Source organism: Nostoc sp. (assembly GCF_036917815.1).
Classification (GTDB): Bacteria; Cyanobacteriota; Cyanobacteriia; order Cyanobacteriales; family Nostocaceae; genus Nostoc.
This window is the reverse complement of the sequence record NZ_JBALEK010000037.1, coordinates 118,551-137,402: the sequence shown is the minus strand read 5'-3', so window position 1 is coordinate 137,402 and position 18,852 is coordinate 118,551. Positions and strand designations below refer to the sequence as shown.

The 18,852-nt window shown below is 41.8% G+C and carries 2 protein-coding genes and 2 pseudogenes; all 4 read right to left on the bottom strand.

Translation table 11 applies throughout. From position 1 onward, the window contains the following. Positions 1-45: 45 nt before the first annotated feature. Positions 46-5,970: a trifunctional serine/threonine-protein kinase/ATP-binding protein/sensor histidine kinase gene (locus tag V7K97_RS10645; protein WP_334800882.1), complete on the bottom strand. Its 5,925-nt coding sequence runs from the start codon at positions 5,968-5,970 to the stop codon at positions 46-48. Between the two features lie 87 nt (positions 5,971-6,057). Continuing rightward, positions 6,058-11,496, bottom strand: a pseudogene (locus V7K97_RS32010) (trifunctional serine/threonine-protein kinase/ATP-binding protein/sensor histidine kinase). A gap of 77 nt (positions 11,497-11,573) precedes the next feature. Next, complete coding sequence (locus tag V7K97_RS10630; protein WP_334800879.1) at positions 11,574-17,186, bottom strand: trifunctional serine/threonine-protein kinase/ATP-binding protein/sensor histidine kinase; 5,613 nt, start codon at positions 17,184-17,186, stop codon at positions 11,574-11,576. Positions 17,187-17,260: 74 nt separating this feature from the next. Then, positions 17,261-18,808, bottom strand: a pseudogene (locus V7K97_RS32005) (GAF domain-containing sensor histidine kinase); the annotation flags it as partial. Positions 18,809-18,852: the final 44 nt, after the last annotated feature.

Sequence of the window (18,852 nt, the reverse complement as noted above, 5' to 3'; positions counted from 1 at the left end):
AGTATTCCCAGATATCTGAAGTTATTTAGCAAAAAGAGCGAAAACTCATACCGGAACTTCAATGATAAATTCTGTACCCTCACCTAGAAGCGAGTTAAAACTCAATTTTCCGCCGTGGGTTTCTTCAACGATTTGCCGAGCGATCGCCAACCCCAACCCCGTGCCTTTACCAACAGCCTTTGTAGTAAATAAATGGTCAAATATTTTGGATTTGACTTGTTCATTCATCCCCTTGCCATTATCAGCAATACCAATTTTAACTAGATCGTTTTCGACAGAGGTTGTAATTGTAATGCAGTTAGGATTGGCTTTAATTTCTTCAAAACTGCGTCCGGTATTAGATTCATCCAAGGCATCAATAGCGTTGGCTAAAAGATTCATAAATACCTGATTTAATTGACCAGGGAAACATTCAACTTGAGGTAAATTCCCGTAGTTGGTGACAACTTCAATCGCCGGACGTTGTTCATTGGGCTTGAGACGATGTTTGAGAATGAGAATGGTGCTATCAATGCCTTGGTGGATATTGAAAGGCACTTTGTAGTCTTGATCGGCACGGGAGAAAGTTCTTAAACTAGTGCTGATGTTTTTGAGCCTGTCGCAGGCCATAGACATGGAATCAATCATTTTGGGCAAGTCTGATAAACTATAATCCAAGTCGATTTCGAGCGCATGGTCAAGAATTTCATCAGCTTTGTTGGGTAAATTTTCTTGATAGAGTTTTAAGTGTTCAACAATATCAGTGAAAGTAGGTTTAGCAAGTTTTAGACTAGCAGCAATAAAGCCTAAAGGATTATTCATTTCGTGAGCTACACCAGCAACTAAATTACCCAACGCAGACATTTTTTCACTTTGCACCATTTTTAATTGGGCGTTTTGTAGATCAGTTAGCGCTTGTTCTAGTAAGAGTGATTTTTGCTGTAAGGTAAGTTCAGCAAGTTTGCGTTCGTGTAGCGCAGCTTGCTGTTCGCTAATATCCAAAAATAATCCATCCCAAACCATAGATCCATCGGCAAATTTTTTGATTCGAGATTCCCCATGAATCCACTTGATAATTCCAGAGGGTGTAATAATTCGTCCTGACCATTGCCAGGGAGATAGGTTTTGAACGGCTTGAATCTTGGACTGCTCATAACTCTCGGTATCATCTGGATGCACTATATTGTCGAAAAACTGCCAATTGGCCATAGCTTGCTCTGGGGTAATTTCGAGCAAGCTGTAACAGTCGGCACTAATGTAGCTCAACGATATAACCCCATCGGCACTTATGCGATATTGATAAACTACCCCAGGCACATTGTCTACTAGATTGTGGAAGCGAGACTGAACCACACTCAACTCATTCAGCGATCGCTCTAGCTGTTGGGCATTTTCTAGCGATCGCTCATAGAGTTGAGCATTTTCCAAAGAAATCGCCGCTTGAGAGCAAAGTAAATTGAGTAGTTCCACGCGATCGCTTGTGAACGCCCCCGTTGTTAACTTGTTTTCTAAGTACAAAATACCCAACAACTTCCCTTGATGTAAAATCGGGCTGCACAAGATACTCTGAGGCTGCTGACAAATGATATACGGGTCATTGGCTAAAATCGGATCAGCCGTCGCATCAAGCAGCACAGCAGTCTGTCTGTTGTTCTTCACTTTGTAAATCAGCTTTAGGGGAATATCTTGACTCTCCTCAACGGGAAGGTTCTGCAACACGATCGGCTCCGAACCCTCAATAATTGACCCTTTGATCAGTAGGCGTTCACCCTTGGTGTCGCCTAGCGAATCGTCTTGCGAGAGCATTAGCACGCATTTATCAGCCCCGGCATTTTCGATGACGATCAAAAGCAACGATGAGAGCAGTTTTTCCAGTTCGATTTCACCTGAGATACTTTGGGAAACCTTGAGAATAGCAGCTAAATCGAGAGAATCGGAGACGCTGGAGGAAGAACTAGAAGAACCATTTGAGGTGACTGTTCCTAATGTAAAGACGGTTTCGTTAACCGAGAAGGTAGTGCGAGTTTGTTGGAGAATAGGAGCCAAAAGTTGGGGATAGCGTCTTTCCAAGTCAGCGACTTTGGCTTTTGCACCCCAACGAGCATAGCCATAGTAAGCGTTCATCATGTATGACTGGGCAATCTCCTGTTTACCCCAGTCGAGGTAAAATTTTGCGGCTAGTTCATTAGCCAGCGCTTCTTCCTGAATATAAGCATTTTCTTTGGCTCCAATGATGGCGCGATCGTAATGTTCAATTGCTTCGGCTTTATTGCCAAAAACCCGATGTTTTTCTGCCTCAACTAAATACCATTTATGCAGATGATTCATCGGGGCATTTTGGGCCCACTGTTGCAAAATAGTTTGATGGGTTTCCACCAAGACGAGAAATTCGCCTTGCTCCGATGGCTGTGTGGACAAGAGTGCCAAATACGTCAGGGCTGTATAGAAATGAAAAATGGGAATAAAAATCATCCCTGATACTGCCATTAAATACTGTTTGGCTTGGGCGTTATAGTCTAGGGCAGCCGTGTAGTTACCACAAAAGTAGGCAAGCATCAGTTTGTAAGTGTAAGCAGTAGCGATCGCTGTGAGATCCTTGTCCTGATGGTACTTAGGAATCATCACCGTTTCATCGTATGTACTGCCAATTAAGCAATCCGACAGAATACGGGCTGACCTCAAGTTCTCCACAGTTTGCTGCATAAGATCCAAATAAGTCAGGGCAGAATGTTGTTTTATCTGCACTAAGACAGCTCTGTAAGCTGCGATTTCGGGTTCCCAAACGTCCAGTTCTACCCCAGCAAAAAGTTTGGCAACGAGGTAATTGAGCGCGTTGTAGCCAGCGTTGAGAAAATCACCAGTTTCCATACCAGTTGCATAGCCATCTTTCTTCGTCAGCATCGTTGCCCTGAGAGATTCCTGATGATGTTGAACCCAGGCGGCAAACAGAAGTAGAACTTTAGACTTGAATTCCCTGACATTAAATCGATCGAGCAAGTTGATTGCTAATCGCCCAAAGCTATAGCCTGTTTTCACTTCTCCCAAAAAAGCACACAACACCATACTGTGAATCATATACCCCACCGTTGATCCTGGTGCATTCCCAAACTGGAGTGATAAACTCACCATCGTCGCGCTCAGTATGGGCAGTAATCCGGGCATTGCCTGTAGAATCGGTGAAAATAATATTCCTAACAGTTGCATAGCTGCCTGAGTCTGGCCATCGCTCATTACAGGTAGATCGACTAATTCCTCAATCTCTCTGTCACCTTGAAGACTGGCTATGGTTTGTATGGCTTGAGCAATTTTGGCTTCGTCAGGTGCAATGGGGAGTTCAACCCCCAATTGAAAGAGTGCATCTCTTCCCACTGCGATCGCTTCTAATATCTTGCCCTGGGCTGTCTGGGCGACGATTTGAATTTGGTAAATTTTGATTTTGTCTAAAATCGTCTCAGTTTCTTGTAACACCACTGTTGCTATTTTTTCCATGCCATCAAAATCAGCATTCAAATAAGCAGCTTCGGTAGCAGCAACATGGAGATCCAGAGTCAATTCATATTGATCTTGCCAGCAGTTGGCTGTCAGTATGTCAATCCCTGTTTGCAAATAAACTCTTGCCGCAGTATAAGCTGTAGAATTTCTCGCCTTCACTCCAGCTTTTAAGTTAAGTTTGGCTAAATCTTCCCGTTCTTGCGGTTGAGTGATTAACTCAATTCCTTGGTTTAAATGCCTGACAATATCAAACAGTTTTTCTTCCAGTTCTACTTCCGAGGAACTGTGCAGTAGTAATTGTCCAATTTTGAGGTGAGTTGCTGTTTTTTGCTCATCGGGAATCAGGGAATAAGCCGCTTGCTGTACTCGGTCATGTAAAAATCTATATTTGGCTATTTGTTTACTGGTATTTTGATATGACAGCGCTAATTGCTCGCTTTCTTCTCCTTGATAAAACTTATAAACATCACTAATCGGTAAAATCAACCCTTCTTGCAAGGCTTTCCACAAATCTGAAGCCGTTTCGATTTGGGATTGCTCACAAACAATTGCTAAAGTTTCTAAATCAAACTGGTTGCCAATACAAGCAGCTAACTGTAACACCTGTTGAGTTGATTGTGGTAGTTTTCGCAATTGAAAACTCATAAAAGCCACAACATCATCTGTAACTGCTTGCTGATTTACTTGTACAATGTCACATTGCCACCCCCCCGCTTGGTAAGGGGGGATTGGGGGGGTAAATTCAATTAGCCTATCTTGATGCAATGCTTTGAGAAACTGGGTTGCAAAAAACGGATTACCTTGAGTTTTTTGATAGACTAATTGAGAAAGATTCCATGCCAAACTTTCCTGACATTTCAGTGTATCAGCAACTAATTGATTGACTATGACTTGATTCAGTGGTGCTAAAGTAATCGTATTAATCGTTGCTTGGTTTTTTTGAATCTCACTCAAAGTCAACATTAATGGATGTCCCGGATTTACTTCGTTATCACGGTATGCACCAATGATAAAAAGATGTCCTGTATCAGCCATTAATAGCTGCATTAACTTGAGTGATGCCGAATCTGCCCATTGCAAATCATCTAAAAACATCACTAAGGGATGTTCTGCACTGGTGAAGACTTGGATAAATTTTTGAAACAATAAATTAAATCTATTTTCTGCCGCCGTTCCTGATAATCCTATGGCGGCTGGTTGTTCACCAATAATTCTTGATAATTCGGGGAGAACTTCAATAATTACTTGTCCATTTTCTCCAACTGCCTCTAATATTTGGTTTCTCCATTGCTGGATTTGGACATCACTTTCAGTTAATAATTGTCCGATTAAATCTCGGAATGCTTGCACAAATGCAGAGAAGGGAATATTGCGTTGAAATTGGTCATATTTCCCTTTGATAAAATAACCCCGTTGGCGCACAATTGGTTTATGAACTTCGTTGACAATCGCAGTTTTACCAATTCCCGAAAAGCCAGCTACCAGCATCATTTCTGTTGCACCAAGGCTAACTCTCTCAAATGCTTGAAGTAGGGTTGATACTTCGGTTTCTCGTCCATAGAGTTTATCAGGAATGATGAAGCGATCGCACACATCCCGTTTCCCAATCTCAAAATCCTTTATCTTACCATCAACTAGTAGCTGATGTAAACAATTTTCTAAATCAAACTTCAATCCCAAAGCACTCTGATATCTGGATTCGGCATTTTTTGCCATCAATTTGATCACGATGTCACAGAGAACTTGGGGAATCTCTTCTCTATCCCCTATTCCCTGTCCCCTATCCCCTAACATTGGTGGAAGTTTTGCAATATGAGAATGTACCAACTCCATTGGATCATTTGACACAAAAGGTAACTTTCCAGTAAGTAACTCGTAGAATGTCACACCTAAAGAATAGAAATCTGTGCGGTAATCAATCCCCCGATTCATCCTCCCCGTTTGTTCTGGAGAAATATAAGCTAGTGTCCCTTCCAAGACGTTGGGATTGATTAATGTCTGCGTTTCCCGTGGGAGTAAAGATGCAATACTAAAGTCGATTAATTTAACTTGTTTGGTTTTGGGATTAATGAGAATATTGGCGGGTTTGATGTCTTTGTGAATAATCCGCTCCCGGTAGAGTACATCTAAGGTGTTACAGAGTGCGATCGCAATCTCTAAAAACTGTTGTAGAGACGCAATATATCGCGTCTGGTTAGAGGTGAAATAATTTTTGAGAGAAATCCCCCCAAAGTCTTCCATCACTAACGCATAGCCATTTTGGTAGGGTTCCAGGCTGTAGGTTTGGACAATCAGAGGTGAGTTAAGATTTTTCGCTATGGTGTACTGATTGCGAAACGATAAGAGTTCAGAGAAGCTGGGATAAGGGTTTTTGAGCAGTTTAATCACTACCGGCAATGAGTCAGTCTCTCGATACCCTCGATAAACTAGGGTTCTGGAACCATTGTAGAGTTCTTCACTGATGCGATATCCAGAAATACTGACAAAGATACTCACCATGTTGCTAAATCTGTGAAACTTCCAAATTTAGTATTCCCAAAAAAGATCCCCGACTTCGCGAAAGTTGTCGGGGATCTGAGTCCTAAACTATAACGGAATTTCAATGATAAATTCTGTACCCTTTCCTGGTGCGGAAATGCAACTTAACTTACCCCCATGTTTTTCTACCACAATCGAATAGCTAGTTGATAATCCCAAGCCTGTAGCACTACCAATCGGCTTTGTAGTAAAAAATGGATTAAACATCTTATTTTGCACAGACTCGCTCATCCCTATACCGTTGTCTGCAATGCGGATAACTACATTTTTTGCTTCTCGGAATTCCGTCTGAATTATAATAGTCGGTTGGCGATTTATATCTGATTCCTCTAAAGCATCAATGGCATTGTTGATCAGATTCATAAATACTTGATTCAGAGCCGAGGCATAACAATTAACTAAAGGGAGTTGACCATATTTTGGAATAACTGCAATTTCTGGATGTTTACTATTACTCTGAAGTCGATGTTGCAAAATTAACAGCGTACTATCAATACCAGAGTGAATGTCTACTGGTTTTATTTCTGATTCATCCAAACGGGAAAAATTCCGCAGTGACAGCACAATTTGACGGATACGAGCTGCTCCTACCCTCATTGATGACAGGAGTTTTTGTAAATCATTAGATATAAATTCTAGCTCAATATCGGCGATTTTATCGGCAATTTCTGGCAATGGTTGCGGATAAACTTTCTGATATAAATTATTTAATTCAATCAAGGATGCCACATATTCACTCGCTGGTTGTAAGTTGCCATAGATGAAATTAATCGGATTATTAATTTCATGAGCAATCCCAGCAACTAACTGTCCTAAACCTGACATTTTTTCGGCTTGAATTAGTTGGGATTGAGTCGAGTAAAGTTTCTCCAGTGTTAATTCTAGCTGAGTGGCTTTTTCTGTGATTTCCTGGGTGCGTTCTTCGACTTTTTGCTCCAGAGTATGGGAATATTCCTCTAATTTGTGATATAATTGAGCGTTTTCTAGAGAAATAGCTGCTTGAGTTGTGAGGAGATTGAGAACTTGTAGGCGATCGCGTGTAAATGCTCCCACTGTCAGGTTATTTTCGAGGTATAAAATGCCAATCAATTTGCCTTGGTTGACAATTGGCGCACAGAGGATACTTTTGGGCGAGTGGCGAATCATATAAGGATCAGCCGCTAGAGTTGGCTCGACTATTGCATTTTCAATTACAGCCAAGGAAAGGGTGTTTTTGACTCGATTGATTAAGGTAACGGGTACTGTTTGACCATCGTCAAAGGGCAGCGAACGCAATATCTGGGCAGGTTGTTCGAGTTGAGATAATGCCTCAATTACCCAGTGTGAGCCTCTTGGCATCAGCAACGCACATTTATCAGCCCCTGCACTTTCAAGTATCACCTGGACTAGGGTTGAAAGTAATTTCTCCAACTCAATTTCACTCGATAGCGATTGAGAAGCTTTGAGAATGGTTGCCAAATCGAAAGTTTCACAGAGGCTAGTATGACTGAAACCGGAAGTTTGGATCGTTTGAGAGCCAACAGAAATCATTGTTTCCGTTGGTTTGAAAGCTGGTTGCTGTTTTTGCAAAATTGTGGCGAGTAGTTGGGGATAGCGGGTTTCTAGATCCTCGGTTTTGGCTTTTGCTCCCCACCGGGTGTAACAATAATAGGCTTCAATCATGTAGGTTTGAGCGATTTTTTCTTTGCCCCAATCGAGATAGAATTTGGCGGCTAATTCGTTGGCTAATGCTTCTTCGTTGACGAATTGATTGGCTTTGGCGAGAGTAATGGCGCGATCGTACATTTCCATTGCTTCGGTGTTGCGTCCCAAAACCCGATAGCGTTCTGCTTCAACCAAACACCATTTATGCTGGTGATTCATGGGGGCAAAACTTGCCCACCTGTGCAATTTCTGCTGATTTTTAGCGATGCGATCTAGGATTTGTCGTTGCTCTGATTTTGTTGAATGGGGATACAATCCTAGCCGGGATAAAGAATCGTAGAGGTAAAATGGCACAGTGACATATAAGGCAGTGCCACCTTCTACATATTGCTGGGCAAGAGTCGCTTGCTGGCAGGCCCTGGCAACTTCACCAAATAAGTAACTTAAATAGGTTTGGTTGACATAATAGAAAAATAACCCTGTGCGATCGCCCGCTGCTTTTTGACTAGCGTTTTGCGTTGCCGAATAAGCTGAACCCTCAAGTAAACTAGGGTTACTAGATTCTCCAATTAAGTTTAATGTGGCCTGATGATAGATACTGGTATACATTAAAGAAATGTGCTGCTTGGTTTGCCTCATCATTTCACTGTAATGGTGCAGCGTTTGGGCTAAACTTAAAAGCTCAGATCCACACCAATATAAATGCTTACCCCTCATCGAAATACACGCATAAGCAGACTCTAGGTCGCCGGTTTCCAATCCAATTTGATAGCCTTCCTGAAGTCCTAATAAGGTGGAACGGAGATGCTGTTTCCAAGGGAAAATGGTGCCATTCACAATGCTGAGAGTTTTGGATCGAAGATCCTTGGCATTGAACTGACCTAAGATTTGTAATGCCAACTGACCAAACCCATAACCCTGATTAATATCGCCTAAAACTCCACATAAAATAATCCCATAGCAACTATAAGCGTAGGCAGACAGGGGCATATTGCCGAATCGCACCGACAAATTTACTTGTTGGAACACCAATAAAGGAAATAGTTTTGATCCACTAATAAAAGCCCCATTTATCGCACTGGATAGCATCCGCATAGCCGCTAATTTTTCCGGACTTGACATAATCGGCAGATTTAGTAAATCAGGCGTTTTTTTGCCGGCTAGGATGAGTTTGGTTTTAGCTAACCCTAGTAAGATTTGCGCCATATTGGGGGATTTGGGCAACTGAATCCCGAGTTGGCTGAGGATATTCAGAGAAGTCTCCATTAATTCTGCCAGACAATTCTGTGCCAGATATACCTGAATTTGAGTTTCGTAGGTGGTGATTTTATCTAGCAGGGTTTTGGCAGATTTCAAGGTGATGGCGGCGATCGGCTCAAATTGCTCAAACTGCCCATTTAGATAAGCAGCTTCGCCAGTTGCTTCATGGAGTGCAAGAGTTAGTTCATAATTGGAGTTCCAGCAATCTTCAGGTAATAGTTCCATCCCAATTGTGAAATAGGCGATCGCCGCATCATAGGCAGTAGATAATCTTGCTTTCTTTCCTGCGGCAAGATTGAGTTGGGTGAGTTCTCTTCGTTCTCCAGTTTGAGTAATCAGAGATTTGCCAATATTCAGATGTCCAACAATATCAAACAACTTTTCTTCTTGTTCTATTTCTGAGCAGTTTTCCTGAAGTAACTGTCCAATTTTGAGATGGGTGGCTGTTTTCTGATGCTCAGGAATTAGCGAGTAGGCCGCTTGTTGGACGCGATCGTGCAGAAACCGATAAGTGGGATTGGCTACAACATCAGAAATAGAAGCAGTATCAGACTCCATAAAAAACTTATAGATTTACGTATTGGGAATAATTAAACCTTCTTGCAAAGCTCTCCATAACGGTGTCGCCGCCTCCTCCAGAGATTTTTTGGCAACAATTCCCAAGGTCTGCAAATCAAACTGCGCCCCAATGCAAGCTGCTAGTTTTAGCAGATACTGAGTCTGAGTAGGCAATTTCTGCAATTGCAACGCCACAAACTCCACCACATCATCAGTGATGGCTAAGGATCGAACTTCAGCAATATTGCACTGCCAATGGTGAGCTTCCCAATTAAAGATAATTTGCCGATCTTCGTGTAAGGCTTTAAGAAACTGCGTCGCAAAAAATGGGTTGCCTTTAGTTTTTTGATAGACTAATTCTGACAATGGTTGAGCTAGAGATAATTCGCAATTCAGCGTATCTGCCACCAACTGATTCATATCCATCAAACTTAAGGGTTGCAGTGTTATTGTATGCACAACTGCTTCAGTTTTGATCATCTCATCCACTGTTAAGATAAAGGGGTGAGCCGGTGACACTTCATTATCTCGATACGCACCCAATATCAATAAATATCCTGTCTCTACCATCAACAATTGTAGGAGATTCAAAGATGCGGAATCCGCCCACTGTAAATCATCTAAAAACATCACTAAAGGATGCTCAACGCTGGTGAATATTTTTACAAATTTCTGCATCAGCAGGTTGAAGCGATTTTGGGCGGCACTTCCTGATAGTTCTGTCGCTGGTGGCTGATTACCAATAATTAGTTCTAGTTCAGGAATCACGTCTATCAAAACCTGCCCATTGTCGCCCGCAACTTCGAGAATCTTGGTTTTCCATCCTTGCACTTCAGTATCGGATTCTGATAGCAATTGTCCCATCAAATCTCGGAAGGCTTGGACAAAGGCAGAGAAGGGAATATTGCGCTGGAATTGATCGTATTTTCCCTTGATAAAATAACCCCGTTGTCTAGCAATTGGTTTATGAACTTCATTCACCACTGCTGTTTTCCCAATTCCCGAAAATCCCGCTACTGACATCATTTCTGTGGCCCCAAGACTAACTCTTTCAAAGGCTTGCAGTAAGGTTGATACTTCATTTTCTCGACCGTAGAGCTTTTCGGGGATGGTAAAGCTATCGCACACATCCATCTGTGCAATTTCAAAAATTTTAATTATACCATCAATCTGTAGCTGATGTAAACATTTTTCTAAATCAAACTTCAGTCCCAAGGCACTTTGATATCTGTCTTCTGCATTCTTCGCCATCAATTTTATGACGATATCTGAAATCACCTGCGGTATCTCATCTCTAATAACTGACGGAGGTTGTTTAGCAATATGACAATGCAGCAACTCCATCGGCTCGTTCGATTGAAAAGGTAACTCACCTGTAAGTAATTCGTAGAAGGTGACACCTAAAGAATAAAAGTCAGTCCGGTAGTCAATTCCCCGATTCATTCTTCCTGTTTGTTCTGGGGAAATATAAGCAAGTGTTCCTTCTAACACATTGGGATTGATCAGTGTTTGCGTTTCTCGTGGTAGTAAAGATGCAATACTAAAGTCAATTAATTTAACTTGTTTGGTTTCGGGATTAATGAGAATATTGGCGGGTTTGATGTCTTTATGTATAATGCGCTCGCGGTAGAGTATATCTAAGGTGGTGCAGAGTGCGATCGCTATCTCCAAAAACTCTATCAGAGATTCTACACTTCGCCCCACTACTTCGGCTTCACTCAGTACAAGTCTCCATTCCTTGAGAGAAATCCCCCCAAAGTCTTCCATTACCAGCGCATAGGCATTCTGATAAGGTTCTAGGCTATAGGTTTGGACAATCAGCGGTGAGTTGAGATTTTTAGCTATGGTGTACTGATTGCGAAACGACAAGAGTTCAGAGAAGTTGGGATAAGGATTTTTCAGTAGTTTAATGACTACTGGTAATGAGTCAGTCTCTCGATACCCTCGATAAACTAGGGTTCTCGAACCATTGTAGAGTAAATCATAGATCCGATATCCGGGAATATTGACAACGGTGCTAACCATACTGCGCTCATCCTGAAGATTTCCAGATTTAGTATTCCCAGATATCTAAAGTTTTTTATAAACAAGAGAAAAATTTTTTACACCGGAATTTCAATGATAAATTCTGTACCCTTTCCTGGTGCAGAAATGCAACTTAAATTACCCCTATGTTTTTCTACCACAATCGAATAGCTAGTTGACAATCCCAAGCCTGTACCACTACCTACTGGTTTGGTCGTAAAAAATGGATTAAATATTTTATTTTGCACTGACTTGCTCATCCCTATACCGTTGTCTACTATGCGGATAATTACCTTTTTTGATTCCGTAAATTCTGTCTGAATTGTAATAGTGGGTTGGAGATTTATATCTGATGATTCTAAGGCATCAATGGCATTGTTGATCAGATTCATAAATACTTGATTCAGAGCCGAGGCATAACAATTAACTAAAGGGAGTTGACCATATTTTGGAATAACTGCAATTTCTGGATGTTTACTATTGCTCTGAAGTCGATGTTGCAAAATTAACAGAGTACTATCAATGCCAGAGTGAATATCTACTGATTTTATTTCTGATTCATCCAAACGGGAAAAATTTCGCAGTGACAACACAATTTGACGGATACGATCTGCTCCTACCCTCATCGATGACAGGAGTTTTTGTAAATCATCAGATATAAATTCTAGTTCAATATCGGCGATTTTATCGGCAATCTCTGGCAAGGGTTGCGGATAAAGTTCCTGATATAAATTATTTAATTCAATTAAAGATGTAACGTATTCACTCGCTGGTTGTAAGTTGCCATAGATGAAATTAATCGGATTGTTAATTTCATGAGCAATCCCAGCAACTAACTGTCCTAAACCGGACATTTTTTCGGCTTGAATTAGTTGGGATTGAGTCGAGTAAAGTTTCTCCAGTGTTAATTCTAGCTGAGTGGCCTTTTCTGTGATTTCCTGGGTGCGTTCTTCTACTTTTTGCTCCAGACTATGGGAATAGTCCTCTAATTTGTGATATAGTAATGCGTTTTCTAGAGAAATTGCTGCTTGAGTAGTGAGGAAATTGAGAACTTGTAAGCGATCGCTCGTAAATGCCCCCGTCACTATATTATTTTCTAGATATAAAATGCCCATCAACTTACCTTGATGCAAAATTGGGCTACACAAGATACTTTTAGGCTGCTGACGAATGATATAGGGGTCATTGGCTAAGGTCGGATTGGCACTTGCATCAATTAGCATAGTGGTCTGCCTGTTGTGCAAGACTTTGTAAATCAACTTCAGGGGAATATCCTGGCTGTCTTCAACAGGAAAACTCTGCAATAAGATTGGCTCTGTCCCTAGGGTAATTGACCCTTTGATCAATAGGCGCTTGTCTTGCAAAAGCATTAATACGCATTTATCAGCCCCCGCATTTTCAATGACGATTGCCAGCAATACTGAGAGCAATTTTTCGAGTTCGATTTCGCCTGACAGAGTTTGGGAAGCTTTGAGAATGGCAGCTAAATCTAAAGCAACAGAGACATTGCTGCTGGAACTGGGGGAACTAGTGGATAGTGCCAAGACAGTTTCATTAATTGACAGGGGAGAACGGGTTTGCTGGAGGATGGGAGCAAGCAGTTGGGGATAGCGTCTTTCCAAGTCAGCAACTTTAGCTTTCGCACCCCAACGAATATAGCTGTAGTAGGCTTCAATCATATATTCCCCAGCGATACGCTGTTTGCCCCAGTCAAGGTAAAATTTTGCCGCCAGTTCATTGGCTAAGGCTTCTTCATTAATAAACTGATGTGTTTTAGCAAGATTTATGGCTTGGTCATAACACTCACTGGCTGCGGCTTTTTCACCCAACACTCGATACCGTTCAGCCTCCACTAGATACCATTTATGCAAGTGATTCATCGGGGCATTTTCTGCCCATTGATGCAGAATTGTTTGGTGGGTTTGCGCCTCAACCAAGAAGCAGGGGGAAGGGGGCAGGGAGCGGGGGGAAATGACCCCTGACTCCTGCTGTGGAGCGGAGTGGAACTCATGTCTGATTCCCCCACTTCTTACAAGTGGTTCTCGTCCAGGTGGGGTCAAATCCCCATTTGAACTTTCCCCCTTGCTCCCTGCTCCCTGCTCCCTTGCCTCTTGCTCTGCTTCTGGCTGGGTGGGGAAGAGTGCTAGGTATGTGAGGGCAGCATAAAAATGAAAAACGGGAATATGTACCGCCCCTGCTGCTGCGATAAAATAGGGCTTGATTCCAGTGATATAGTCAAGGGCAGCATGATAATTGCCCCAGAGAGCAGCAAGCATCAGCTTGTAGGTATAGGCGTAGGCGATCGCTGTGAAATCGTTATCCTGCTGGTGCTTTGGCAGCATAATTGTTTCATTGTAGGCAGTGCCCATTAAGCGATGGGGTTGGCTCCCTGTTTCTCTCAAATTCTCCACCACTTGCCGCACTGTATCCAATAAAATACACGCCGCATTTTGTTTCGCCTGAGTCAGAACCACACTGTAAGGAGCTAATTCGGCTGACAACGTATTTAAATTTACACCAGCGAACAGCGCTATATAGGCGTGACATTGTATGCTGTAGCCAGCGTACAGAAAATTGCCTGTTTCCATACCATTGGTGTAGCTATCTTTCATTGTCGATAGCGTTGCCAAAAACGATTGCTGGCGATGTTGGATGAAAGCCCCAAAGAGGCTTAAAGGGAGACATATACCCCGCTCGTTCAATTTTTCTAGCAACGAGAGAGTTAAAAGACCAAACTTGTAGCCAGTTTCAACTTCGCTCAAAAAAGCACATAGCACCATACCGTGAATCGCATATCCTACCGTCGAGGCGGGGGTATTGCCAAACTGGAGCGACAACCGCACCATCGTTGCGCTCAACAGAGGCATTAAACCCGGATTTCCCAGTAATACTGGTGCAAACAATATTCCTAATAATTGCATTGCGGCGATCGCAGAGCGATCGCTCATCACGGGTAAGTCAATCAGTTCAGGAATTTCTCTGCCTTGGAGTTGCTCTTTTAGGTATTCTAGGGCTTTGGCGATTTGGGCTTGCTCTGGCGCACTCGGTAAATCCACCCCTAATTGACTCAGAACATCTGCGCCGACGGCGATCGCCCCTAATATTTGGCTCTGAGCCGTTAGTGCCGCAATTTTAATTTCGTAGATTTTCACTTTGTCAAAAATGGTCTGGGCGTTCTGCAAAACCACTCCAGCCATCTCTTCCATGCTCTCAAAGTCACTATTTAAATAGCTAGCTTCGGTTACTGCCAAATGGAGGTTCAAGGCTAATTCGTACTGTGTTTGCCAGCAGTCGGGCTGGAGTAAGGCGATCCCAGTTTGGAAATACACTCTAGCTGCGGTGTATGCAGTCGCATTTTTGGCTTTACTACCAGCTTTGAAGTTGAGTTGAGCTAGGGCTTGGCGATCGCTTGCTTGACTAATTAACTCAATTCCTAAATTCAAATGCCCAACGATATCGAAGAGTTTTTCTTCAATCTCTAACTCAGACAAATTTTCTCTCAGTAATTGTCCAATTTTAAGATGAGTTGCTGTTTTTTGTTCATCGGAAATCAAGAAATAAGCCGCTTGCTGTACTCTGTCATGTAAGAAGGCATATTTAGCTATTTTTTTCTCGATATTCTGAGATGACAGTGCCAATTGCTCGCTTTCTTCTCCTTGATAAAATTTATAGACCTCACTAATCGGTAAAATCAATCCTGATTGCAATGCTTTCCACAAAGCAGCCGCCGTATTAATTTGGCATTGTGACGAAACAATTGCCAAAGTTGCTAAATCAAACTGGTTGCCAATACAAGATGCTAACTTGAGGATATTCTGGGTTGCTAATGGTAATTTCTCTAACTGCAACGCCATAAATTCAACGACATCATCTGTAACTGCCTGTTGATTTATTTGGGCAAGATCGCATTGCCACCCCCCCGTAGCCCCCCCTTGCCAAGGGGGGGTTGGGGGGGTAAACTTAATCAGTAGCTCTTGATGTAATGCCTTCAAAAACTGGATAGAAAAGAACGGATTTCCTTGAGTTTTTTGAAACACTAACCGAGAAAGAGGTGATGCCAAATCCTGGGAACATTTAAGTGTATCAGCAACTAATTGATTGACTGTTTTTTGATTCAGTGGCGCTAAGGTAATTGTATTAATCGTTGTTTGGTTTTTTTCAATCTCATTCAAAGTCAACATTAATGGATGTACTGGGTTGACCTCGTTATCACGGTATGCACCAATTAACAGTATATGACCTGTATCAGCCATTAAAAGCTGCATTAACTTCAGTGATGCCGAATCTGCCCATTGCAAATCATCTAAAAATATTACTAAGGGATGTTCAACAGTGGTAAAGATTTGGGTAAATTTTTGAAATAATAAATTAAATCTATTTTCTGCCCCCGTTCCTGATAATTCTATGGCGGCTGGTTGTTCACCAATAATTCTTGATAATTCGGGGATAACTTCAATAATTACTTGTCCATTTTCACCAACTGCTGATAATATTTCGTTTCTCCATTGCTGAATTTGTGCATCGCTTTCGCTTAAAAGTTGCCCCATTAAATCTCGGAATGCTTGCACAAATGCACTGAAGGGAATATTGCGTTGAAATTGGTCATATTTCCCTTTGATAAAATAACCGCGCTGGCGCACAATCGGTTTATGAACTTCGTTGACAATCGCCGTTTTCCCAATTCCTGAAAAACCTGCTACCAGAATCATTTCTGTTGCACCCAGGCTAACTCGTTCAAATGCATCAAGTAATGTTTTAACTTCGGTTTCTCGTCCATAGAGTTTGTCTGGGATCAGGAAGCGATCGCACACATCCCTTTGTCCAATTTCAAAACCCTTTATCATACCATCAACTTGTAGCTGATGTAAACAATTTTCTAAATCAAACTTCAGCCCCAATGCACTCTGATAGCGATCTTTAGCATTCTTCGCCATCAATTTGCTGACAATTTCTGATATTACAGATGGAATTTCTAAATTAGTTTCACATACTAATGGTGCAATTTTTGCAATATGACAATGCACCAACTCCATTGCATCATTTGATGGGAATGGTAATTTTCCGGTGAGTAACTCATAAAAAGTAACACCTAAAGAATAAAAATCAGTTCGGTAGTCAATTCCCCGATTCATTCTGCCTGTTTGTTCTGGCGAAATATAAGCGAGTGTACCTTCTAATACATTGGGATTGATTAGTGTTTGGGTTTCCCGTGGTAGCAAAGATGCAATACTAAAGTCGATTAATTTAACTTGTTTGGTTTCTGGATTAATGAGAATATTGGCGGGTTTGATGTCTTTGTGTATGATACGCTCGCGGTAGAGTACATCTAAGGTATTGCAGAGTGCGATCGCTATTTCCAAAAACTCTTGTAGAGATTGTTGCCTTCCTCTGATTCCCCATTCCTTCAAGGAAATTCCCCCAAAGTCTTCCATCACCAACCCATAGCCATTTTGGTAAGGTTCCAGGCTATAAGTTTGGACAATTAGCGGTGAGTTGAGATTTTTGGCAATGGTGTACTGGTTACGAAACGACAAGAGTTCGCTGAAACTCGGATAAGGATTTTTCAGCAGTTTAATGACTACAGGTAACGAGTCGGTTTCTCGATACCCTCGATAAACTAGGGTTCTCGAACCATTGTAAAGTAAATCATAGATGCGATATCCGGGAATACTGACTAAAATGCTAACCATGCTGCTAAATCCTGAATATTTCCAGATTTAGTATTCCCAGATATCTGAAGTTATTTACCAAAAAGAGCGAAAAATTATACCGGAACTTCAATGATAAATTCTGTCCCCTTACCTAGAACAGAGTTAAAACTCAATTTTCCGCCGTGAGTTGATTCGACAATTTGACGAGCGATCGCTAATCCTAATCCTGTCCCTTTCCCGACGGCTTTCGTAGTAAATAAATGGTCAAATATTTTCGATTTGACTTGTTCACTCATCCCCTTACCATTATCCGCAATGGCAATGTTAACGCTAGTATTTTCGACTGAAGTTGTGATTGTAATGCAGTTAGAATTGGCTTTAATTTCTTCAAATATGCGTCCATGATTAGATTCATCCAAAGCATCAATAGCATTAGCGATCAGATTCATAAACACCTGATTTAATTGACCTGGAAAGCATTCAATCTGAGGCAAATTACCGTAGTTGGTAACAACTTCAATAGCGGGACGTAGGTCATTGGCCTTGAGACGATGTTTGAGAATAAGAATGGTGCTATCAATGCCTTGGTGGATATTAAAAGGCACTTTGTAATCTTGATCGGCGCGGGAGAAAGTACGTAAACTGGTACTGATATTTTTGAGCCTGTCGCACGCCATAGACATAGAATCAATCATCTTGGGCAAATCTTCTAAACTATAATCCAAGTCGATTTCTTCGGCGTGGTCAATGATTTCCTCACTCTTGTTGGGGAAAATTTCTTGATATAGCCCGAGATGTTCAACAATATCAGCGATGCTAGGTTTAGCAAGTTTTAGACTAGCAGCAATAAAACCGAGGGGATTATTCATTTCGTGAGCTACACCAGCAACCAAATTGCCTAGTGCAGACATTTTCTCACTTTGCACCATTTGTAATTGGGCATTTTGCAAATCAGTTAGCGCTTGTTGTAAGTCAAGTGATTTTTGTTGTAAGGCAAGTTCAGCTTTTTTACGATCGCTAATATTCAAAAATAATCCATCCCAAACTACTGAGCCATCGGCAAGCTGTTCGATTCGTGATTCTCCATGAATCCACTTAAGAATTCCTGATGGGGTGAGAATTCGCCCTTCCCAGTGCCAAAAAGATCGGGTTTGAATGGCGTGAGTTTGGGACTGTAGAAAACTGGCTATGTCGTCTGGATGCACCATATTGTCGAAAAACTGCCAATTGGACATGGCTTGCTCTGGGGTAATTTCCAGCAAGCTGTAACAGTCGGCACTAATGTAGCTCAGAGATATTACTCCCTCAGAAGTCATGCGGTATTGATAAACTACGCCAGGCACATTGTTTACTAGATTGTAGAAGCGAGACTGAACCACACTCAACTCATTCAGCGATCGCTCTAGCTGTTGGGCATTTTCTAGCGCTTGCTCGTAAAGTTGGGCATTTTCCAAAGAAATTGCGGCTTGAGCGCAAAGTAAATTAAGTAGTTCGACGCGATCGCTCGTGAACGCCCCTGTCGCTAAATTATTTTCTAGATATAAAATACCCAGCAACTTCCCTTGATGTAAAATTGGGCTACACAAGATACTTTTAGGCTGCTGACGTATGATATAGGGGTCATTGGCTAAGGTCGGATCAGCCGTTGCATTAAGCAGCACAGAGGTCTGCTTGTTGTTCTTGACTTTGTAAATCAGTTTCAGGG